This is a genomic window from Paraburkholderia bryophila (genome assembly GCF_013409255.1).
Taxonomy (GTDB): domain Bacteria; phylum Pseudomonadota; class Gammaproteobacteria; order Burkholderiales; family Burkholderiaceae; genus Paraburkholderia.
This window is the reverse complement of sequence record NZ_JACCAS010000001.1, coordinates 1,980,575-2,003,830: the sequence shown is the minus strand read 5'-3', so window position 1 is coordinate 2,003,830 and position 23,256 is coordinate 1,980,575. Positions and strand designations below refer to the sequence as shown.

14 protein-coding genes are annotated in these 23,256 nt (G+C 58.8%); 10 read left to right on the top strand and 4 right to left on the bottom strand.

The window, feature by feature from the left end:
• Positions 1 to 39: 39 nt before the first annotated feature.
• From GGD40_RS08915 to GGD40_RS08900, 4 genes are all read left to right on the top strand, one after another.
• Positions 40 to 3,873 (top strand): glycosyltransferase, encoded by a 3,834-nt coding sequence (locus GGD40_RS08915; protein ID WP_179743405.1) that lies wholly within the window; start codon positions 40 to 42, stop codon positions 3,871 to 3,873.
• Positions 3,870 to 4,847: a glycosyltransferase family 2 protein gene (locus tag GGD40_RS08910; protein WP_179743404.1), complete on the top strand. Its 978-nt coding sequence runs from the start codon at positions 3,870 to 3,872 to the stop codon at positions 4,845 to 4,847. Before GGD40_RS08915 ends, GGD40_RS08910 begins: the two co-directional genes overlap by 4 nt.
• A 285-nt stretch (positions 4,848 to 5,132) precedes the next feature.
• The gene (locus GGD40_RS08905; protein WP_179743403.1) at positions 5,133 to 8,144 is read left to right on the top strand and encodes a glycosyltransferase; all 3,012 of its coding nucleotides are present in this window, start codon (positions 5,133 to 5,135) and stop codon (positions 8,142 to 8,144) included.
• Between the two features lie 67 nt (positions 8,145 to 8,211).
• Positions 8,212 to 9,153: an NAD-dependent epimerase/dehydratase family protein gene (locus GGD40_RS08900; RefSeq protein WP_179743402.1), complete on the top strand. Its 942-nt coding sequence runs from the start codon at positions 8,212 to 8,214 to the stop codon at positions 9,151 to 9,153.
• 29 nt (positions 9,154 to 9,182) lie between these two features.
• Here GGD40_RS08900 and GGD40_RS08895 read toward each other — a convergent pair whose 3' ends face one another.
• Complete coding sequence (locus GGD40_RS08895) at positions 9,183 to 11,576, bottom strand: class I SAM-dependent methyltransferase (RefSeq protein ID WP_179743401.1); 2,394 nt, start codon at positions 11,574 to 11,576, stop codon at positions 9,183 to 9,185.
• Between the two features lie 813 nt (positions 11,577 to 12,389).
• Between GGD40_RS08895 and GGD40_RS08890 the strand changes: the two genes are divergently transcribed.
• The 5 genes from GGD40_RS08890 (at position 12,390) to GGD40_RS08870 (ending at position 18,345) form a co-directional block, all read left to right on the top strand.
• Positions 12,390 to 13,184: a glycosyltransferase family 2 protein gene (locus GGD40_RS08890; RefSeq protein WP_179744910.1), complete on the top strand. Its 795-nt coding sequence runs from the start codon at positions 12,390 to 12,392 to the stop codon at positions 13,182 to 13,184.
• Positions 13,175 to 14,137 (top strand): NAD-dependent epimerase/dehydratase family protein, encoded by a 963-nt coding sequence (locus GGD40_RS08885; protein WP_179744909.1) that lies wholly within the window; start codon positions 13,175 to 13,177, stop codon positions 14,135 to 14,137. Before GGD40_RS08890 ends, GGD40_RS08885 begins: the two co-directional genes overlap by 10 nt.
• Positions 14,134 to 15,165, top strand: coding sequence for an MraY family glycosyltransferase (locus GGD40_RS08880; RefSeq protein WP_179743400.1), 1,032 nt, complete (start codon positions 14,134 to 14,136; stop codon positions 15,163 to 15,165). Before GGD40_RS08885 ends, GGD40_RS08880 begins: the two co-directional genes overlap by 4 nt.
• 5 nt (positions 15,166 to 15,170) lie before the next feature.
• Positions 15,171 to 17,048 carry a polysaccharide biosynthesis protein gene (locus GGD40_RS08875; RefSeq protein WP_179744908.1) on the top strand — a complete coding sequence of 626 codons (1,878 nt, stop codon included), beginning with the start codon at positions 15,171 to 15,173 and terminating at the stop codon, positions 17,046 to 17,048.
• Between the two features lie 127 nt (positions 17,049 to 17,175).
• Positions 17,176 to 18,345: an acyltransferase family protein gene (locus GGD40_RS08870; protein ID WP_179743399.1), complete on the top strand. Its 1,170-nt coding sequence runs from the start codon at positions 17,176 to 17,178 to the stop codon at positions 18,343 to 18,345.
• A gap of 158 nt (positions 18,346 to 18,503) precedes the next feature.
• On the opposite strand, the gene GGD40_RS08865 is transcribed toward GGD40_RS08870, so the two are convergent.
• The 3 genes from GGD40_RS08865 to GGD40_RS08855 all read right to left on the bottom strand — a co-directional run bounded on the left by GGD40_RS08865 (position 18,504) and on the right by GGD40_RS08855 (position 21,385).
• Positions 18,504 to 19,790 carry an O-antigen ligase family protein gene (locus GGD40_RS08865; protein WP_179743398.1) on the bottom strand — a complete coding sequence of 429 codons (1,287 nt, stop codon included), beginning with the start codon at positions 19,788 to 19,790 and terminating at the stop codon, positions 18,504 to 18,506.
• A 115-nt stretch (positions 19,791 to 19,905) separates the two neighbouring features.
• Positions 19,906 to 20,196 carry a hypothetical protein gene (locus GGD40_RS08860; RefSeq protein WP_179743397.1) on the bottom strand — a complete coding sequence of 97 codons (291 nt, stop codon included), beginning with the start codon at positions 20,194 to 20,196 and terminating at the stop codon, positions 19,906 to 19,908.
• A gap of 88 nt (positions 20,197 to 20,284) precedes the next feature.
• Positions 20,285 to 21,385, bottom strand: coding sequence for an MraY family glycosyltransferase (locus GGD40_RS08855; RefSeq protein WP_179706527.1), 1,101 nt, complete (start codon positions 21,383 to 21,385; stop codon positions 20,285 to 20,287).
• A gap of 301 nt (positions 21,386 to 21,686) precedes the next feature.
• Here GGD40_RS08855 and GGD40_RS08850 point away from each other — a divergent pair, with 301 nt between their 5' ends.
• Entirely contained in the window at positions 21,687 to 23,243 is a 1,557-nt protein-coding gene (locus GGD40_RS08850) for a methyl-accepting chemotaxis protein (RefSeq protein WP_179743396.1), read from the top strand.
• The last annotated feature ends 13 nt before the right edge of the window (positions 23,244 to 23,256 follow it).

Genomic DNA, 23,256 nt, shown 5'->3' with positions numbered 1-23,256 from the left:
GTTTGTTGGACGTGGTTAGCGTGCGTTGAAGGGATACGAATGAAAGTCGAAACGGTAATCCGCGACACTCAATGGTTTGCCGAATCAGTCAAGATGCAGCCTGAAGTGTCAGTGCTCCTGTATGTCGGCAATCGCGATACCCTGGAACTCCGGCGCGCTGTCGAATCGGTGTTGGCGCAGACGTTAACGGCAATTCAGCTCATCGTCATCGACGACAGCTTTGACGAGAAAGTGTCGCTCTGGCTTGCCGAGGCTCAGGAGAGTCATCCGCAGATCGGTGTGTTGCGGCATTCTTACGTGATCGGCTTGCCGGCCGTGGGCTGGGTTGAGGCCATTCAGCACGCCAGGGCGCCCTGGATCGTGCTTGCCAGAGAGTCCGACGTGTTAAATCAGGACGCTCTGGCAAAACTGCATCAGGAAGCACGCCGCGAACCCGGATCTATCTGCTTCGGCTATATCGAGATTGTTGAGCGAGACGAATCGGGTGCGATTCAGTTCTCCGGGCGACACGCCCAGCGCGGCAAGTCGATGATCGACTTGCGCGTCAGCAATTTTATCGGACGCAATGCGGTGTTGATTCCGCGGCACGCGATCGATGTGGTCGGCTTTGTCGACCCTCATGTGCTGATGGAACGATCCGCGGAATGGGATCTATGGCGTCGGTTGTCCGAGCGCTTCGAAATGAAGTCCATCGATCTTGCCATCGGTACGGGCGGTGCGGATACCCTGCAAGATGAAACAGTCGGTCTCGATCTTTGGGCAATCGAAGAACGGATGCGAACGCCACGCAACGACCTGCTAAAACTGGCGTGTATCGGCGAGTACGATATCGACGCGCTTGACCCGGCGCACGGCTGGCCTACCCGTGAGGTTTGCCTCGATCTTTCGAGCCGCCGCGGACTGCCTGGCCGTACGCTGAGCGACACTCGCCCGCTCGTGGACGCGTCGGTGGAAGACGACGGCTACCTACTGGTTGTGAATGTTCAATATGACGCGTCGACGGCGCTTTATTTTGATATGTTGCCGCCACCGTTCGCCTACCGGATACGTGTCGTTTCCAATACGTCGACGCCTTCTCCCGATGCGTTGGCCAGAGCGACGGCAGTGGTCGTGTCCCGCGCGGTGCGGTCATGCCAGGCATGGATAGACGCAGCACGCGATCTGGGCATTCCTGCCTATTATTTCCTCGACGACAATATGCCGTTGCTTGTCGAGACAGGCGAGGCAGGCATGGCCGGTGAGGACTTTCGCCTCGACGCCCTGAGGGATACGCTCGAGGAATTCGACGGCATATTGCTGAGTAGCTTGCCGTTGATGGAGTACTTCCAGGAGCACAAGCTACATCCGCGTCTTCTGCATTTTCCAATTGTTTGTGCCGCACAAAAGCATCTAAGCGAACAGTTTCAAGCAGGCCGTGAGCCGAAAGATCCTGATGAAATCGTGTTTGCCTTCATGGGTGGTCTGCACCGTTCACAGGCGGTCTGGGACCTGATCCTGCCGGCGCTTGCGCAGATCGCATCGGAAGGAAAGCGAATCCACTTCATCGCGCCGGTGATGAAGAGCGATAGCAAATTGATTGACGCTTTGCCCGCGTCGGTTCGAGTCACGTTACTTCCCTGGGATCCGGGCTATGCTTTTGCGTTGCGTCGTTTCGCGCAGATGTCTCCCGACTATGTACTGCTCGCGCCTAGCAAGACGACTAACAATAAATATAAGACCCGCCATCCGTTATTGACCGCAAACCTTGTTGGCGCCGTCGCGGTGCTGCCGTCAATTGAGCCTTATGTCGACGTTGCCGATGGCTCGGTGGCGCTGATGGTGGACCAGCCGTTCGAACGCGAAGGCTGGTATCGGGTGTTGCACCGAATCGTCGAGGGGCATGTCGACGTCGAGGGTATGAAGGAGCGCAATCGGATTTATTGCGAGCGCGAATTCTCAGGCGAGATCAATGTACGTGTACTCCATGACGTCATGGCCGAAGGCGGGGGAATCCCGTCCTGGCCGCTTCAATATAGGCGTCTCAATACGTTTTCGGCCTCGCGGGCATCTTCAGGCGCGGCCTTGAACCGCGACGCGGATGAGTCATGGGCGTCGAGCGCGCATGAGTTGTCTGCTTTGCGACATATGCGGCGCTACTCCTGGCGGCATCGGGTTCTGTCGCGCCCATCCGATCTTTGGGATCACTGCAGCCCCGCTTTTTGGGCGCTGCAGCGCGATGCGCTGAAGCACGGTTGGCGCCGTCCGGGTGGCACGCTGGAGTTCAGCGACGACTTGCACGCACTGCAGGTGCGCGAGTACGAGGTGATGTTGCCGGTCGGTACACTCGACGGGATGGCCTTTGCGCTGGTCGTAGACGGACCGAGGCGAGGCAAAATCACGGTTGAATTGCTTTCGGACAGCGGTGAGCTGGCTGCACACGCCACGCGTGAGTTGAGTCGGATCGATCTGACACGGCCGGTACGTTTTATGTTCGACCCGGTCGAGATACCGACAGGTAGTCGCTGGCGGGTCCGGTTGCGTTGCTACGCGTCCGTGCCGGTCTATGTCTATGAGATGGTCAATCGACGCAAATTCGGTACGTCTTATTCTTTGCCGACGCCTTTTATGGAACTGTTGTTTGGCGATAAAAATCCCGCTGCTATAAGCGCGCGCGCGCAAGGCTCCGTTGATTCGCCGCCGGCCGACAGTGAGGCCTTTGTCAAAGTAAAGCTAGTAATAGAAGGCGATATTCCGACCAATCAAATCATTGAGCGACTGCTCGTCGAAGCGATTGGGACGCGTGGGCAGGTCAGGAAGCTGCTGCTCGCGGAGTTCACGCCGGATACGCTGCTGGATGGCGGAATCGTGATCATGAGCCGTACCGCCAGTCCCGCGTCTTTGCCCATGATCGAGTGGATGAAGGCGTACGGTGTGCCCTTTGTTTACTACATTGACGATAACTTCTGGGAACTGGCGGGCGACACCCCGCTGGCCCAGTTCTATCGAAGTGCGCCGGTCCGTCGTACGCTTGATCGGTCGATCAACGACGCGAAGGCCGTCATCGTCAATGCGCCACTTCTGGGCGAATACATCAAAGACCGCTATCCCGAAGCCAGCATATCGTTTCTGAATGCCCCCTTTGATTTCTCGTTGCTGGAAGGATTACCTCGAGCTGCGAAATCCGAGCACGAAGTGCGAATTGGATTCGCGGGGAGCATTACGCGTGCCGATGATTTCGTCGAAATTCTGCCGGCGCTGACGCGGTTGCGCGACACCTACGGGAATGTCACGCTAACGTTCTTTGGATATTGCCCGCCCGAACTGATCAATTCGGAGCGCGTCACCTACGTGCCGCACGTCGCCAACTATTCCGAGTTCATCAGGTTGAAGGCATCTCACAGTCTCGATATCGGTCTTGCGCCAATGGCCGCATCCGCCGCGAATCTGTACAAAACAAACAACAAGTACCGCGAGTACGGTGCGATGAAAATTGCGGGCATCTACACGGACACGTCGCCTTATAAAGAGTGTGTGATGGATGGTGAGACTGGGCTGCTCGTGAACCACAGTATCGAAGCGTGGTACGAGGCGCTCGAGAAGCTTGTGACCGATGTAGACCTGCGCGCCCGGATCGCGACCGCAGCGTATGAGGACGTGAAGACGAATTACGCTCAAAGCGTGGTGGCGCAACAATGGGGTGTGTTCCTGCGCAGTTACGCGCGTCAATACCGCACGTCGACCCCCGGTAAAAGTGCGCATCCTGTGGCAATTGTGCGAATCCGGGCACGTCGGTGGCTCGGGCAGACAAGGATCCGTGTGCTGGTGCGAATCGCACGCATTCGAAGCCGGGTAGTCGGACTCGCCCACCGCATGCATGGCGAGCGCGGTCAATGAACTCAGTACCTATCGGCGCAAACCACGCCAGCGCGGTGCAGCGCCCGCCGATCGTCACGGTGATCGTGACGTTCAACCCGGATCTGGGCACGCTCCGCGCCATGATCGACGCGTTGTTGCCGCAGGTGGATCGGATATTGCTGGTCGACAATGCGTCAGCCGCCGAGGCGTTGGCGCGAATCAGGATGCTTGCGAGCGAGTACTCGTGCGGCCTTGAGGCGCTAAGGGCGAACCTTGGCATTGGCGCGGCGCAGAACCGAGGACTTCGCGCGCTGATGGCCGAGGAAGGAGGGGCATGCGCCAGCAACGGTTACGTGCTCTTCCTCGATCACGACAGCATCCCCGCCGAAGACATGGTTGATTTACTGATTGCTTCGGACCTGCGCATGCGCGCAAGTGGTGTTCGTGTGGGCGCTGTCGGGCCGGCGATTGTCGATCATCGAACCGGCACCACGGGGCGCTTTGTCTGTTCAGGTGACTTTCTTGTCAGGCGTGTCAAATGTAAGCCAGAATGCGGTGAGCTGAACGTAGACTTTCTGATCTCTTCAGGCACGCTCGTGCGTATCGATACGTTCCTGACGATCGGCGAGATGAACGAGGAACTCTTCATCGATCATGTCGACACGGAATGGTGCTTGCGTGCCAAAGCGGCAGGGTACGCACTGTTTGGTGTCTGTGCTGCGCGTTTGACTCACTCGCTTGGCGATGACGTCGTGCATGTATGGTTCGGTCGAATGCGAGAAGTGTTCGTGCATTCGCCGACGCGCGATTACTACATGTGCCGTAACACCCTGCTGATCTTGCGAAAAGTACGCATGTCGCTCGGTTGGCGGATTTTTCTCGTTGGAAGGCTTGCTGCGTCCATCGTCTTTTTTGGCGTAACCCAGCCTCCGCGTTTGCGAAGGTTCCGATGCATGTTGGCCGGACTCCGGGATGGTTTTCGCAATCGTCAAGGCAAAATGAGTGCCTCTTGACTGGGTGCGTGCCGGTCGGACAGTCGGCATCCCGTGGTGAGGTCGTCAAATGCCACCTTGCGGCGCCCGCGGTACGCCAATTCGACGGGGCGCGTGCTAGTCCAAAACCCGGAATGGTCCAGCTCGAGTCTAGTAGGATGAGGAGGGTAACCTGCAACGGCTCTTTGGTTCGAGGAACATGCCGGGTTTGGCCAGAATGACTCCGACTGGCATGACACTGCTTGTGCCGGTAGATGGACATGGCATAAGGCACTTATATCCCATTTCCGATCTAATGCAAAAGAAATGAAAGTATCTGAAATCATCGCGGACGCGCGAGTCATCAGCGCCGGACGTCCCTGCTACAAGCCGAAGATCAGCATTATCACGCCGACATACTGCCGCAACGCGGAAGGCTTGTTGCTGAACTGCCTCGATTCCGCGTCTATCCAGACGTTCGCGGATTTCGAACATATCGTCATCGACGATGGTTCGTCCGACGGATCGCAAGCGGTCCTGACCGATGCCGCGCTGCGCGACGACCGGATCGTCTATATCCGTCATGACCGGAACAGCGGGCTGCCTGGCGTACGAACCAACGAAGGGATCATGCGTGCGCGCGGTGACGCGATTGCATTTCTCTTCGACGACAACGTTTTCGCTGCCGATTTTCTGGAGAAAGCGTGGGCCAAACTGGAGAGTAGCGACGCGGACGTCATCGTGACGAACGTCGAGATGCTCACCAAACAAGGCGATGGTTTCCTGCTGGGCGGATGGCCGCAAACGATCGAGCTGATGCGGAATCTGAATACCATCCCGAACGGAGGCGTACTCGTGCGCCGGTCGTTTTTTGACCGCTTTGGCTTGTACGATCCGCATCTGCTTCTGCGCCGGGTCTGTGATTGGGATTTGTGGCTTCGTGCAATGCGCCTGGGCGCCAAATTCGCGTATCTGGACACGGTGAGCGCGATCGAGCACGGACTCGTTTCGCCGAACTCGCTTGGCAATACGATCGCCTGGGACGTCAAGGTGGTCTACGGCTACATGATGGATGAGCGGGACTTCGCGGCAAGAACCCAGACCCTGACGCCGGAGCGGATCGTCGACGTGGACGTCCTGGATCCCACGCCGTTTTTCCCTTATCTCCGCAATACGGACGAGTGGCTTGAAGTCGTTAAGACCTTCTTCGAGCCTTTTACCCGCCGCGCCAGCGCCAGCTCGCTGCAGACGCTGACAAATCGGCAATCGGTGAGCATGCCGGACACGTGGTTCTCGAAGGCGGTCGGGCAGGAGCGCCGGCGCGTGCTGATAGTCGGCAATGTAGTGAATGCATGGGTAGGAACCTGGCTCGAAGCGCTGAGAAACGACCCTGCGTTGATTGTCCTGAATACACCGGAGTGGAATCTGTCGGTATTCCGGCCGGCGGACATCGACGTTCTGGTGCTCTTCGAAGGGAGCTATGTCGCAACTGTTCGCCAAATCGAGGCGTTTCGCGATGCAGGCGTACCGATCGTGTATTTCGCGAGCAATGGCATCGTTGGCGAAGATCATGCAGAGCGTCTCGACGCGAACCCCCGTGATTTTCTGAACAATAAGGACGTGGCGTCGACCTTTTCCGGGCATGTGTATTTTGCGCAGCCGGGGTCGACCATGAACGGACAGCACCTCGCCCTCGCGGGTCAGATTGCGGCGCTCTCGACCGTGGTGGTGGGTACGGCAGGCGCTTACGATTTGCTCGGTGCGTCGTGTGCTCGGGTCGAACTGCCCCGGCTCCCCGCAGGGGTGTGGGAGCATCGTGAGGACGCGTCGGAATCCGTCGATCGTGGCATGACTACATTCGACGTGCCGTCCGGTGTTTTCGCCGGCGCAGTTGAACGATTGATGCCGCCCAATCATCGTCCCGATACCAGCTCTTCTTCAAACCAGAAGACCATGCGCTCGACGTGGGAGTCACTGAGTGCGCTCGTTCAGGTCCGCAGCGATTGTCAAATCGCTATATCTGCGTCGAGTTACGACGATCTGTCCGATGTCGAGCGTTTCGGGCTTTCGGCGACTGCGGCGCGCAACAACCTCGACATCATTTCGACAGACGGGCGCGCACTGAAAGTCGATCACGCCGCGGCGAAATTGGTCGAGGAGTGGATGCGGAATTTCGTGCGCGTTGCGTCGATGTATCGCGGCAGCACCGAAGCGCGCACCGCGGCCGTCTTTTTGAATAGCGAGATGTTTTCCGGGTCCGAGGTTTATGGATTGGCGTTAGCACGCAACCTGTTCTTGCTGGGCATGGAGGTTCGCGTTTACGTTCCGGAAGAGCACAAATATGGCGCGGATTCCGGGCTGACGGAGATTAATAACTGGCTGACTCGTCAGGGGCTTTATCCGGTCGAACGTGCGCCCTATACGATTGGCGGAGAGTTTCTGCGTTTTGATAAAAACCGGCGGGACGGTGAAATCAACCAGCTTGCCGATTTTATTCGTGAGCGCAGCATCGGTGTAGTGATCTGCTCGGGTTTTATGCCCACTTTTGCGTCCGACAACGGCCAGCGTTCCTACAAGGTTTACCAGGCCCTTTTCCAACCTTCCGCCTACGACCTTGCCGATATTTCGTACCTTCGGGGTCGGGTCGACGGAATACTGTCCGATTGTGCATGGTCGCTCAACCATTTTTCTAAAATCTTCGAAGGGCCGTCTCGCGTCGTCCGGACTTCACTTCCGCTAAACGAGAGTGCGGTTGCGCCGGTAAGAACGCACCCTCAATCGGGTCAAGGGTCGGTTCGCATTGCGGTGGGTGGAACGCTGCAGCCGCGCAAGCGTCAACTCGAGGCTGTATTGGCTGTTTCGACCTTGCGCGACGCCGGTTTTGATGTCGAGTTGAATATTTACGGTTATGCGTTGTCAATGCTCGACGATTACGTGCGAAAAATTGACGAGCAGATTGAACGGCTCAATCTGACGGGGCGAGTGCGTCGTTCCGGTCTGGTGCCGCTAAGCGAGATTGCAGCTAATAACGATATTATTCTGTCCGCGTCACTCGACGAGAGTCTCCCGCAGACTTTGCTGGAACTGCTGCGCTGTGGCCTGATCGGTGCCGGCGTTTTGAGTGGTGGGATTGACGAAATTCTCGTCGACGGTGTTACCGGCTATTTAACGCATGACGCGTCGGTGGACGGTATCGTCGCACTGTTGCGCAAAGCCATCGAGGATCGCGACAACTGGCCGGATATGATTGGGCGGACTCAAGCGATCATCAATCGGGATTATTCACGTCAGTCGACGTCCAATGCCTTCGTGGATCTCCTTTTAGAGGGGAGTGCATAATGAATTCGCCACTCGGTCGACGAGCGAGAGAAGTCTCTCAGAAATATTGACAGGAGCGTGACGCAGCATGACGGATCAATCGCCCGTGTTGTTAATTGGAGCGTCCGGCATGATCGGTTCTGCGATCATGTCGATCCTGCCTTTGCACGGCTATAAAGTGCGGGTATTTGAGCGGGAGGGTGGGGCGAGTGTCCCGCTTACGTCCTCCACGCACGAGGTTGTGCGCGGGAACATCTTGACCGGAGAAGGTCTGGACACGGCCGTCAAAGGAACACAAGCGGTGCTGTATTTCGCCGGGACTTCAGTGCCGGCAACATCCGGTGACGATCCGGGGATCGAATTTAAAGCGTCCCTTCCCCCGGTGACGAATGTCTTGAATGCGCTGGTGCGCCATAACCCGCATGCAAGGTTTTTCTTTCCCTCCACAGGCGGCGCGATTTATGGATCCTGTGACAGTGCGCCTCGCGAGTCGAGTCCAACTCATCCCTTGTCCGCCTACGCGCTGGGCAAAGCGCTAGCCGAACAAACTATCCGTTTTTACAACGACGTTTTCAATATTCGCAGCGATATTCTGCGAATCTCGAATGTCTATGGGAACGCTCGTCCGAGAACGGTTCCGCAAGGCGTGATCGATCATTTTCTTGACGACGCGGTTCGAGGAGTGACATCGCAGGTTTGGGGCAGCCTTGAGGTTCAGCGTGATTACATCTTCACCGACGATGTGGCCCACGCCGTGCTCGCTCTGCTAAAGGCGACCCGGCGGTCGAGCTCAATCTACAACGTCGGCCAGTCTGAGAGCCACTCCTTGCGCCAGGTGCTGAGCCTCATTGGTCAGGTCACGGAAGGCCAACATCGCTTCGAGCTTGTCAAAGATCAGTATCAAGGTGTAGCGCGCAGTTCGATCGACTGTTCACTATTGCGCAGCGCCGTGGGGTGGCAGCCGGCCGTGTCCCTCGAGGAAGGGATCGCTCTCGCGTGGCAGCGGAAGAAGGCATTGATCAGCAAGTGAAGAAGCGACCCTAGGGTCGCTTCTTCAACTTACTTGTAAACCGGTTCGCAGAACAGGTACATCGATCGCACTTGTCGCAGTGCAGTGAGGCCGCGCCATTCGATTGTCCGAACGCCGAGCGTTTCTACTGCGGGGAGGCCGACTAGCCGTACGCTGATAGAACCGCGAGTCACGTCGATCGGTGCGAAAGAAAGTTGCATGGGTTCCGCCGCCAAGTCTTTGTAGGGCGCAACCTTGACGCCCGTGAGCTGCGTGCCCGTGGTTGCCGACCACACGGTGCAATCGAACAGGGGTATAGGCGCGGTTGGCTTGAACTGCGTCGTAATGGCGAGTCTGATTCCCACAACAGATCCTGTCTCAACGGGGAGGTCATAAATCCACTCCTGTCCGTTGTGCCAAAGATCGCTTTCTTGCAGGCGGAGTCCCCGCGCAATCCACCCTTGCCGGTCGCCATATTGCTTTAATGATTCAAAGTTGGGCGCAATCAGGCTGGTGAGGTCTTGTGCCCTTCGACGGTAGCGTCGAATCAAGCGAGTCAGGTTTTTCCCATCGCGCTCGCGCGACAAAATCTCACGAACTGCCTGAGTTTGCTGGCCACTCGGGCTGGCGGCTCCTGCGTCATTGGCGCGAGCAGGCGAAAGCTTGCCCTCAGCAGACGCCGCCGTCGCGTGGGGCGTAGTACCGAACTGTTCTGCTGAGTGAGGTTGCAAGCGTGCCACCGCCGCTTCTAGCTCTGCAAGCCTGTTTTGTTGCGCCAAATCGCGTCGAATCAACTCACTATTGACTGCCGTAACGCGTTTTGCAACGTTCGTTCTGTCGGCGTCGCTCGTTTGACGGCGCTCGGCAACGTCGCGCTCTATGACGGACAGCCGCTCATTGAATTGCGAACTCCACCGTGTGACTGCTTCGCTCAACGAGTAAACCGATTGGGGTAACTCGGTAAGTTCCGTAAAAATATTTGCCTGGCCACTAATGGCCTCTTCCTTGCGGCGCGCAGTGACAGCAGGGGGCTCCTGATAGACGGTGCTACGGGCACGCTCAGAGAATTCCGCCTCGCTAATTGGCGATTTGACGACGAGCAATTGCAGCAGCATCTGCTCGCAAACATCGTTCAAAGATTGACGCAACACCCGCTTGGCGGATTCGTTGAGCCCTCTGTATGCCGGCATGTAGAAAAATTCACATTTCAGCAAGCGAAGATCTGCGCGCCAGTTGCTATGGTCCGACGAGGCCAAGCCCCAATTCTCCGCGGAGGGGAAATCGTAGTCGGCGGGTTGCAGCGCGGTTTCCGATCCATTCGTGAAGAAACGCGCGGTATGTTCGTTGAATACCTGAACGTGATAAGGATTGGCGAGATTGAGTCCCGTCGCGGAGTACGGTGCCACGATCGTTACGAGCGCCCGGTCTTTGCAGATTCTGTGGATCTCATGGATCACATTGGGCAGATCGTCGAAATGCTCCAGGGAGTGCGAGGCGACCAGATAGTCGACAGAATCTTCCGGCAACGGAATGCCGGTATTGATATCGGCCGTAATGTCCACGCCGGGAAGCGCAAAACGGTCGATCCCGACGAACCCCCGGCGTTTGATCGGCCCGCACCCAAGGTCGACCTTGGTGACGCGTTGAGCCGTCGGAATGGCTTCGCCGAACAGATACTCGCGTTCGAGAGGATTGACGACGTCTCCCCGGTCGTCCTGCTGAATCCAGAAGGTCCGAAGCCGGTCATCGTCGACCCACCCTTGATAAGAGAACTTACAACCCGCGCAGGATGCCCCTGCCTGCTCGCGATGATCCAGTCTCAGTTCGTGGCGAAGTTCATGCCATTGCTCTGTTGCAGTCTTGTAGGCCGACCCGTCCTGCATTTGACTCCGCAGCGCATCCTGACGCTGCATGCGTCGCTGGCATGCAAACTCGCGTCCGTCAGTGCCAAAAAACCATAAGCGCTGCTCGACGATGGGGCAGCCGCCGCGAATCGATTCGGTAACGATCGGGTATGGCGCGTCCGGGCGTGCCGCAAGCGGAACACCCAATGCGTAGCGGTCATCCGGACTAATATCGTCGCCGGTCAAAAGGCCCGCGGACCTGTTGAGGCTGTTGACTTCGTCATCGTCGGCGGTGGGCAGCGCAATCGTGACGATGGGACAGGTGGACTGAGCCAGCTTCGCCAGCACGTCGCGATCGGTTGTCGTGTCGCACCAAACGACGATATAGCCGCCGCGCTCTCTGAGCGTGCCGCCGATCAACTGAGCAAACCGGAGAAAAGACGGATGGCTCGTGGGCGTTGCATGTACACCCAGATCAACCACAGCGATAGTCGGGGACGTTTGCAGAAGCGTCGCGATACGCTCGAGACTAAGTTCGTCTATGACCGCGGGTAGCTGCGTGTCGTTCGGCGCTACCATTTCGACGGCCAGTCGCTTCAATTCTGAGTTCAATCGGGTTTTGACCATGTAGGGGTTGGGAATAATGGTGCGACCGCGCGGGCCTCTCGCGAGCCCTCGGCGGCGTCAAGTTGCCGATCGGGTGACACCTGCGGCGCACGAAACATGCGGTAACGCGCAGCGCGCCGACACACAGGATTCAGTTCGTGCGGCCCATGAAGACGGCCGTTTACGTGACGAACGCCGAGCATCCTGTTGCCGCAGTCCGCAGCGTCGTCGCAAAGTATAATAAGGTTATCACGACTGTTTCGCAATTGCCGCGCAGCTGCTGTGGCCACTTACCCGCGTGCCACGGGGTTTTCCCGGAATGGCTCGGCGCTTTCACTCAAAGTCAGCTTTCTCGGGTAAAGGTGAACATTAAGCACTGGATATCGTTGTCTAAGTAATGTTTAGTATCTGAATCTAAATCGAGGCATTAAGGCATTATCAAGGTTGACAGATTTTCCGTTCTTTCACCCGGTCGCCGTGCGGATTACGATGCGGGTCGGTTATCGCGTTACGTCTTGAATGCTGAAGTGCAAGCGTCGTGTCGCGATTCCTTCAGGCATGTTTTCGCAAAGCTATCTGCTTGCAGCTTCGCCGTTGCCCGCGGGGCGATTTGGGCGCGTCGTCGTCGGTCCTTCGACGCTGTGGGGTAGATGCAGGGTTCGTAACAAATAGCAATCCAGGTGCCCAAAATTATCGTTTTGGTTCACACTGGAAAATCTGGAATTTGGGGGTAAATTGGGTCGAAGCATCAACAGCGCTGTCTGCCAGGCGGCTGACGTAACAGAGCCGCAAGAAAACGGAGTCGATCTGTCGGTTTCCGTTGTCCTTTACCGGCCAGACATCGCCCAGCTCGAGCGCACCCTCTCTACGCTGCGTGCCAGTTGGGCGGGCCAGCAAAGACCCTCTGCGAGCGTCTTTCTGGTGGATAACGGCGGCTCACCTGACTTGACTTCGATGGTCGCCGATTTTGCGGCCGTCGGCATCCCGTGCACCGTAATTGCAGGCCATGGCAACGTCGGTTACGGGGCGGGGCATAACCTCGCTTTGGCGCGATCCAACAGCACGTACCATCTAATTCTCAACCCCGATGTGGAGTTGGCTGTCGATGCATTGGCGAGCGCGCTCGCTTTTCTCGATGCCAATCCAGGTTATGGGCTGCTGACGCCGTGGGTGGGTGACGAGCACGGCGAGCAGCAATTTCTTTGCCGCCGGTTCCCCTCTGTGTTCGACCTGCTGCTTCGAGGTTTCGCCCCGGCACGCCTGCGTGCATCTTTCGCTCGGCGTTTATCGCAGTATGAGATGCGCGACGTAGTCAACAACCGTGAACTGGTGAGCAACCCGCCTATCGTGAGCGGTTGTTTCATGCTGTTCCGCACGGATATTTTGCTGCGCTTGCATGGCTTCGACGATCGTTACTTCCTCTATTTCGAAGACTACGATCTTTCGCTGCGTACCCATGAATTTTCACAGGTAGCGTACTTGCCCGGCGTGCGCATCGTTCATCACGGCGGCGGCGCATCGCGTAAAGGCTGGCTTCACGTGCGCATGTTCGTTGCGTCCATGTTCAGGTTCTTCAACCGATTCGGATGGAAATGGTTGTGAGCCACATTGCAGTCACTGGCGCATACGGTTTTGTTGGGGGCGCGATCGTACGTGCGCTATTAACGCGCGGGCACGAAGTGACGGCCGTCGTTCGACGAAGCACAGACGGCATTAGCGGAGTCAGGGAGTGCGTGATAAATCCTGTTGACGTGCCATCTTGGCCGGGTGATCTAAGGCCGGACGCCGTCATTCATCTGGCCGCTCGCGTGCACGTCATGCGGGAGAACGCTTCCGAGTCGCTCGGCGCCTTCCGCGAGGCCAATGTCACGGGCTCTCTCCGCGTCGCTCGCGCGGCTCACGGCGCTGGGGCGCGTCGACTGGTATTTGTGAGTAGCATTAAGGCCTTGGCGGAAGCCGATAACGGCCGTCCGCTGAGCGAAGAGGATCGACCGCTGCCGCAAGACCCTTATGGCGTGTCGAAACTCGAAGCGGAAACGGAGCTGGTGCGCTTTGGTAAGGCGACGGGTTTGGAGATTGTGATCGTGCGCCCTCCACTGGTTTACGGTCCCGGGGTTCGGGCTAATTTTTTGCATCTGATGAAGGCGCTGGCGAGCGGCGTTCCGTTGCCGCTTGGCGCCATCGCTGCGCGTCGCAGTCTCATCTTCAACGACAACCTCGCCGATGCGCTCATGGTGTGCGCTACCGATCCGCGTGCGGCGGGCGAGTGTTTCCACGTTACCGACGGCACGGATTTAACGGTATCGGAGTTGGCAAAAGCGCTTGCGAAGCATCTGCACAGCAACGTCTGGCTGGCGCCGGTGCCCGTAAGTTGGCTGCGCGTTGCTGGAAAGCTGAGTGGGCGGACGCAGCAGGTCGACAGGCTAGTTGAAGAGCTACGGGTCGACTCGTCCCGTATCCGCCGTGTGCTTGGTTGGCAACCCCCCTTTTCTGCCGACGAGGCCTTGGCAGTGACCGCAAATTGGTACCGTTCCGTGCGTGGGAGCCGCGCATGATGAGCGTCGCCAACTCGATCGGCATTTTGCCGACGGCCGCGGTGGTATCGATCATTTCGCTCGCGGCGTGCGCGTTGATTCTTTACACCTTGTTGAAAACTGGATTGGCGTGGCGCCTCGCGACCGACGTGCCCAACGACCGTTCCCTTCACACCCGACCGACGCCACGCGTCGGCGGTTGGGGAATTATCCCTGTGGTGGTGGTGGCGGTGTTGTTCGTTGGGCCAACCCTCCGGGTTGCTGCGGGGTGTGCCGTTTTCCTTGCGGCGTTGTCTCAGTTCGACGACCGGCACGGATTGCCAGCCAGAGTTCGATTCGCGGCACATCTTGCAGCCGTCGCTCTATTGGTCTGGGCTCACCCGGCACAGGTGCCGATCTGGGCGCTCGTCGCCATGTCATTTTTGCTGTTGTGGTTGGTCAATCTTTACAACTTTATGGATGGCGCAGACGGTCTGGCTGGCGGAATGACGCTATTTGGCTTCCTGGGCTATGCGGTGGGCGCCTCGGTTGCCGTGCATCCTTTGCCCGAGCTAACGTTGGCCTCGGCTGCCGTGGCGGGCGCGGCGGCGGGCTTCCTGATTTTCAACTTCCATCCTGCGCGGATTTTCCTTGGCGATGCCGGTTCGATCCCGCTCGGCTTTCTGGCGGGGGCATTCGGTTATTGGGGGTGGAGCGACGGCGTCTGGCCAGTGTGGTTTCCCGCCCTTATTTTCTCGCCGTTTATCTGCGATGCTTCAGTGACATTGCTGCGGCGGCTCATCCGGGGTGAGCGGATCTGGCAAGCTCATCGCGAACATTACTACCAGCGGATGGTGCAGTACGGACTCGGGCATTCGAACACGGCGAAGATATGGTATATAGTTATGATTATTGGCATAATTTTTGCTCTATTTGCTCTCGGCTGGCCTCCTGCGCTCCAGTGGTGTAGCGTAGGCTTGTGGGTTATCGTGCTGACGTTGGTCGGTGTCGGCGTTGATTCTCGTTGGCGCCGCTTCCACGTAGCACATTCCGAACAATCTGGGATGTGACGCCGATGTTCCGATATAAAGCCTCATGGCTATCATTTAGCGCATTCTTCTTCGACCTGTCCGCCGTCACCGGTGCGTGGCTGGCAGCGTACATCATCCGCTTTAACGGCTATGTCCCGGCGGAGTTCTGGTCCGGCGCCGTTCGAACGCTTGTCTGGGTGCTCCCTGTATACGGGCTAAGTTTCCGTGTCTTCGGCCTCTACAGGGGAATGTGGGTTTTCGCGAGCCTTCCGGATCTGCTGCGTATCGCGAAGGCCGTGCTAAGTGCCGCCTTTGTCATGATGATGGTGGCGGTGATGATCCAGCCGCATCCCATCATTCCGCGCTCCGTCCTTGTCGTTTCTCCAGTTCTTTTGTTTCTCGTCATGGGTGGCGCGCGCGCCCTCTACCGGGCTGCCAAAGAGTTTTACCTTTACGGCGGACTGGTGGGGCAGGGCAAGCCCGTGGTCGTGCTCGGCGCGGGCAATGCCGGCGCGAGCCTCGCCCGCGAACTGGCGCGTTCGGGAGAATGGCGCCTCGTCGGTTTGCTAGACGACGATCCGGCCAAGCAAGGCCGCGAAATCTATGGGTACAAGGTGTGGGGTCCAATTAGCGATCTGCAGCAGTGGGCCAACAATATGAAGGTCGAACACGCGATCATCGCGATCCCTTCTGCCTCCGTGGACGCGCAGCGCCGCGTGGCAACACTGTGTGTCCGCGCCGGTGTGCGAGCCATGGTGCTGCCCGCGTTGACCACCCTCACGCAAGGCGAAGCGTTTCTGTCGCGCGTGCGTCAGATTGACCTGGAAGATTTACTGGGACGTGAGGCGGTCAAGATCGACATGCCGCATGTCGAGGCGCTGTTGCGTGGCCGTGTGGTCATGGTGACAGGTGCGGGCGGTTCGATTGGTTCAGAACTTTGCCGCCAGATTCTGCCCTTCGAGCCTGCGCAGTTGATTGCCTTCGATTTGTCCGAATTCGCGATGTATCGGCTCGTTGAAGAGTTGCATGATCGCTTTCCGGCGCTCTCGGTCGTCCCGGTCGTGGGCGACGCAAAAGATTCATTGCTGCTCGATCATGTGCTGACGCGCTACAAGCCGCACATCCTGTTTCACGCGGCGGCATACAAGCATGTGCCGCTGATGGAGGAATTGAATGCATGGCAGGCCGTGCGCAACAACGTTCTCGGCACCTACCGGGTGGCGCGCGCGGCGATTCGGCACGACGTCAAACACTTTGTGCTGATCTCCACGGACAAAGCGGTGAATCCCACCAATGTGATGGGAGCGAGCAAGCGGCTCGCGGAAATGGCATGCCAAGCGCTGCAGCAAACGAGTACGCGTACGCAGTTCGAGACGGTCCGTTTCGGCAACGTGCTGGGTAGCGCGGGAAGCGTGATTCCAAAGTTTCAGCAACAGATCGCGAAGGGCGGTCCTGTCACGGTCACGCATCCGGAGATCACACGCTTTTTCATGACGATTCCAGAAGCCTCGCAGCTTGTGCTGCAGGCCTCCAGCATGGGACAGGGCGGCGAGATTTTCATTCTCGATATGGGCGAGCCCGTCAGGATTGTCGATCTCGCGCGAGATCTGATTCGTTTGTACGGGTTCAGCGAGGAACATATTCGCATCGTCTACACGGGATTGCGGCCGGGCGAGAAGCTCTACGAAGAACTTCTGGCCGACGACGAAGCGACCACGCGCACGCCGCATCCGAAACTGCGCATCGCCCAGGCGCGTGGAACGCCCGACAATCTGCTGGACGAGCTCCTCCCCTGGCTGATGCAGCATCGGGTGCCGAACGATCAAGAGGTTCGACGCGACTTGCGGCGCTGGGTGCCGGAATATCAGCCGGCTGCCGCCCCCGACCTGCAAAGCGTGACGACGGTTGCGCGGGTCTCCTGAGTGTTGTCGGGCTGTAATCTTTCGTGGGCCTGCCACGGCCGGACCGATGGTGGTCTTCTCGGGAAAGTGCCACCCTTGAGCGTCTCGCGGTCTGCTACCATTCCGCGTTCTTTGTGGTGGCTTGGCTATGTCTATTGAAGAAAGTAGCTCGAAGGGTTTTTTGGGGCGCCTGGAAGCGTTGCGCGGCGTCGCTGCTCTTTGGGTCGCGGTCGGTCATTCGATGATCTGGCTGGTCATTGGATCGGAGCCGGCGATCTGGTCAAAACCCCTCTGGGCGGTTCAAGGCATTCAGGCCCACATCGCTCGCGCCACGATTTCCGTGTTCAGTGGCGCCGCTGCTGTCGACATCTTTTTCGTGCTGAGCGGATTCGTGCTCGCTCGATCTATCTTCAGATCGAATTTGAGCGTACAGGGGTATCTGCGATTTGCCGTTCGACGCCTGTTTAGAATCATCCCCGCATTCTGGTTCTCGTTACTTGTTGTGCTGTTTTATCTTCTGGTTATCTATCCCGGGCACGAAGATTTTCCCGGTGCCTCCGAGTGGTTCACTCGATGGTATAGCGATCCGCTATCGATCCGCGAATGGATCGAAAATGCGACCTTTGTATCGCCATGGCTCAATCCCAATGCGTGGACGCTTAAAGTTGAGCTTCTTGCTTCAGCGTTGCTGCCATTTATCGTTTGGTTCTTAGGCAGCCGTAAAGCGGTGAGAAGCATCATTGCATTGTTGTGCACCGTTGCTCTCGCGTGGATTTACCGAGATGCCCCATCGGATCTCGGTCACTATGTCTATATGTTCGTAGTGGGCGCTATTCTGGCAAGCCACGGCTCGCAACTGCGTTCTGCGGTGACGGAAAGCGGGCTTTTCGTGGTCGGTTGCCTGCTACTGATTCTGGCCGCAAGCGTCTGCTTTCCGCTCATACACCCATTGGCAGCAGACTTTCTGGTCGTGACAGGCACGGCGGGACTGGTCTGGGCGCTCGGGTTTGGTCACAGCAGCAAGATACTCCGCATCTTCGATGCGCAGTGGTGTCGATACCTTGGCCGGGTTTCCTACAGTTTTTACCTTCTGCATTTCATCGTGCTTTACGGCACCGGCCACCTTGTTCTGCGCATCTTGCCGAGCGCTGTCGTTATCCGTTGGCCCTTGGTCATTATGAGTTTCGTGTGCTTTCTGTCGGTTCTAATTGCGATCTGTCTCGCGCAATTGTCCTATAGCTGGGTCGAGAAACCCTTTACGCTGCTCGGGCGGAGGTTTCAACTGAAAGATTCCACGCTTGCTCGAACCGAAATATAAAGTGATGCGGCACGGCATCGGGACTGACTCAGCGATACTAAAAGCTGGTCCAATCAGTAGCCGCCCGCGGACGGCTTTTTTGCGATCATCGGCACGCCCGCCTAGCCGGGAGCGAAGGATTCACTGGTGCTTGACCGGGCGGTGTCGCGCTACCTTCGTTATTGCGGCGGAACGCGCGCGACCTTATCCGCATAGGTCGCCAGCGCCGCCAGTATCGCGATCATGGTCGCGTAGAAAGCGACGGTCATTTTGAGGTCGAAGGTTTCGACCGTGAGCCCGAAAATCCAGAACGACACCACGAAGGTCAACCCCATCAGCGCGGCGCGGCCGGCAGGATCGGTCGGCGCACTCAACCGCCTCCAGAAGATCACCCCCGGCGCCACGTAGATGGCCAGTAACGCGAGGCCGCCGACGATCCCGTAGTCCGTCAGATACGCGAAGAACTGGTTGTGTGTCTCCCCCTTACCGTTTTGCGCGGCCAACGGCGTGAGCATGCCCGCTTCCTCGAACGACTGCATGCTGTCGCGGAAACCATGCGCGCCCAAGCCGAGAAGCGGATGGTTCTCGACGATCGTGAGCGCGGTCTCATACAACTGCAGACGGATACCGAGCGACGTATCGCGCTGCCCATGCTCGTAGTGGGTCAGATCCGACGACAGATCGCTGAACCGGTCGCGCGCCGAGCTCGAAAAGACAAACACGCCGGCCACGATCGCGACAATCGCCAGCGGCAAAAGCACCTTCCAGAGGCGCGACTTACCACGGCCGCGAATATACAAGATCAGCACCGCCACCACGGGCACGGCGGCCCAGCCGCCGCGCGAGCCGGTCAGCACCGACGCGGCGAGACCAGCCAGCAGGCCGGCGATCTTGAGGATCCGTACCGGCAAACTGTCCTTGCGCCACCAGTTCAGCGAAAGAATGGACAGCACGCCGAGAATCAGCGCGATGTCGCCGAAGTGGATCGGATTCAGAAACCGGCTGCTGACTCGCCCAATGCCCGAGTATTGCGGCGCGATCAGCAGAATGCCCAGCGACGCCAGCGCCCCCAACGCAAACGACAGATCGCTCCACGCGAGCGTGCGCGGCAGCGCTTGTCGCAAGACCAGAAAGAGCGGCATCGCTGCGAGGAAGCGCGCCGGGGAATCGAGCGTATTGGGCACCACTTTGGCGTGCGAGAGTTCACTGATCAGCACGGCCACGAGCGGGCAGGCCATCGCGATGCACAAGCGTGCGTCCGCCTGGTCCCAACGCAACGGTGCAAGACCGGTCCAGGATCGAGGGCCGAGCAGTAACGCCAGCGAGATAAGCGTGGCCGCGATCGATACGGCGCTTGCTCCGCCCTGTAGCAGCAGGGTGAGCGCGGGAAACGTAAGCAGAAAAAACGCGGGCAACAGGCTGCGGAGGCTGACGCTCAACGGTGAAGGACTAGCGGGCGTCGACATGTCTTTTTAACTTTAGACGGCCGTCACGACGTCGAAGTGCGCCGTGTTGGGCCGTATCTATTGGCCCATTATTGTACCTTCTTCCTATCTGGCTACACCGTTCCTTAGGACCACCTCAAAGCCCGCCGCAGGGATTCGGCCCCGGCTGACCACCAGCTTTCGTTGCGGCGCTGACGGCCCCTACGGCCGCCATCGTGCCAACCACCTTCAACGTCTTGGTCAGCGGGTCCGTCGAGTCGTTAGGATTCGCAATCTGCCGGCCCGTGTAGGCCGTGCACTCGGGCTGCGCGCCCACCGCCGCGACCGGCCGCGCACTCCAGACGACATTGTCCGCTGCCGTATTGGCCAACGCCGGCAGGCTTGCGGCGAGCACACCAAGGGCGAAGAAATGGACTTTCGACTTCATAACGGACCCTTTCTATTTATTAAGGTGGTCCGATGATATTCGTGCCCGCCGAGCCATGCAAACAAAGCGCTGACTTTATGCTTACCGATTAGCGTTTGGCTTTCCTGACCACCATCCATCGTGGCGACTTGAAGCGCACGATGCTGACGTAAAGCCAGACGTAAGTCGCCGCGAACACGACCACGAAGCAGAACAAATGCAGCGTATGCCGCCAGAACAACGTGGCGGGCACAACAGCGATCAGGCACAGCAACCACAGATAGGGCGAAGTCAGTGAGTTGCGTCGCGTCAATTCGCGCGCCGTGCGTGCACCCACCGCCCAGCGCATCAAGCGCTTATAAACCAGCATATGCAGATGCACGCCGTCGGGCATGCCCGGCGACATCCCGCGAATGAATTTCTTGCGATAGATCGAGAAGCAGGTCTCGAAGATCGGGTACATGAACAGCAGCACCGGATACCATGCGGAGACGTCGCGATTGCGCATCACCAGCAGGATCGACAGTTCGGCGAGCATGAAGCCGATGAAGTACGCGCCGCCGTCGCCGAGAAAGATCAGTCCTGCCGGGAAATTCCAGATGAAGAAGCCGAGCACCGCGCCCATCATCATGAACGACGCGGACAACACGACCGGATCGGACACCTGGAACGCCACGTAGGCGAGCGACGCGAACATCATGAACGCGACCATCGAGGCCAGCCCGTTGAAGCCGTCGATGATATTGATCGCGTTGGCGAGCGCGGCGACCGCGAGCACCGTGACCGCGCAGGAGATCACCGCGTACGACAGCAGGAAGTCGAGCGGCGGCACGCTGATACGCGTGACCGCGATATCCAGCAGAAAGTAGGCGAGCGCGGCAGCGGCCATCGTGCAGACGAGCCGAGCAAGCGGCGATACGCGCTTGGTCAGATCCTCGATCATGCCCGAGCCGAAGGCCGGCATGCCGCACGCAATCAGCCCGAGAATGCCGCCCGACACGGCCGGATACGCGTGATGCAGTTGCACGGCGGACGCGATCAGCCCGAGCAGAATCCCCACGCCGCCGATGCGCGGCACCGGATGCACGTGGAATTTCTGCACGCCGGCCAGATCGGTGTCGGTGGAGAATTTTTCATGCAGATGCGCATAGCGCACGATCAACAGCGTGATCAGCAGTGAAACGAGAAAGCCGAGCGCAAAACTAAGCATGAAAGTGGGCCTGAGCGAAGACGCCGAATTATACAAACGAAACGCGACGGCTCCGGAAAAGCGCGCTGGGCGCGCAAGCAGCGTCAAATCCCAGATAGTGGCGCGAAAATGCCCCGCAAAGCCTTGCCAGTCATGGATTTCACCTATTTAAGGAGGCCTCGGCGCGGTCGTTAACCTGGATGCGGCGAAGTGTAAGTCAAGCAAGAATCCAGCACGAAAAACACGGCACAACAACGCATACCACGGCACAACGTAGGCCGGCCTGCTTCGCCGCCGCTCGACAAGACGCTCCGGAGATCCAATGCTAAACAACATCACAATTCGTGGCGGCCTGACGCTGTTGATCAGCGTGTTCGTCGCCTTCCTGCTGACGGTGATCGCCGTCGGCTATGGCGCGCTCAAGCTCGCCAACGGTAGTCTCGACGACACCCAGCGTAGCGCCGTCGCGTTATCGCATCTGAAGGCCAGTTCCGAGAAGCTGTTGCAGGTGCAACTGGCGGTGGGTTCGTATCAGACGCTGTTCAGCGTCGGCAAGCAGACCGACGACCTGCTGCCGGCCGCGCACAAGGTGCTGGTCGAATCGAACAACGACTTCCGCAATTACATGGCCGGTCCGTTCGCCAGCGCCGAAGAGCAGCGCCTCGCGCAGAGCGTCGAGCAGGCGCGCAGCGCGCTGGTCGAAAAGGCGATCGAGCCGGAGTTCAAGGCGCTCAACGACTTCGATTTCAATACCTTCCGCAACATTCAGGGCGAAACCGCGAACGGTTTCTACGCGGTCTATTCGAAGGCGATCGACGCGCTCGAGCATGCGCAGACCGAGAGTCAGCATCAGCAGGCGGCCACCGCCGCGCAGCGTTTTCAGCTCGCCACGCTGCTGTTCGGCGCGATCGGCGTGATCGCGATTGTGATCAGCGTGGTGGCGCGGGTCGCGTTGTCGGCGGCGCTGATCAAGCCGGTCAATGCGACCGTCAAGCATTTCGAGCGGATTGCCGCCGGCGATTTGACGGTGGCCATCAAGGTCAAATCGCGCAACGAGATGGGCCAGTTGCTGGGCGCGCTGACGAACATGCGTGACGGTCTGGTGGAAACAGTGGGTAAAGTGCGCGGCAGCACCGCGGCCATTACGCAGGGCGCCAACGAAATCGCGTCGGGCAATGCGGATCTGTCGGCGCGCACCGAGCAGCAGGCGGCGGCGCTTCAGCAGACCGCGGCCAGCATGGAGCAACTGTCGGCCACGGTGAAGCAGAACGCCGACAACGCGAAGCAGGCGAACCGGCTCGCGCATGGCGCGCTGGATACGGTCACGCGAGGCGGCACGGTGGTGTCGCGCGTGACCGAAACAATGGATGGGATCAGCGCGTCGTCGCGCAAGGTGGCCGAGATCATCGGCATGATCGAAGGGATCGCGTTTCAGACCAACATCCTGGCGTTGAACGCGGCGGTGGAAGCGGCGCGGGCCGGCGAGCAGGGGCGCGGTTTCGCGGTGGTGGCCTCGGAAGTGCGCAGCCTCGCGCAGCGCTCCGGCGCGGCGGCGAAGGAGATCAAGGAGTTGATCGGCGAATCGGGGGCCAAGGTGGAGCAGGGCGCGTCGCTCGTGTCCGATGCGCAGAAGACGATCCACGAAGCGATGAGCGCGGTGCAGCGCGTGACCGGCGTGATGAGCGAGATCGAGGCGTCGGCGCTCGAACAGAGCGACGGCATCGAACAGGTCAACAAGGCGGTGTCGCAGATCGACGAGGTCACGCAGCACAACGCGGCGCTGGTCGAGGAAGCGGCGGCCGCGGCGAAATCGCTGGAGGAGCACGCGGTGGCGTTGCGTGACGCGGTTGCTGTGTTCAAGGTTGACGAATTGGGCTGACGCCCGGGGGCCG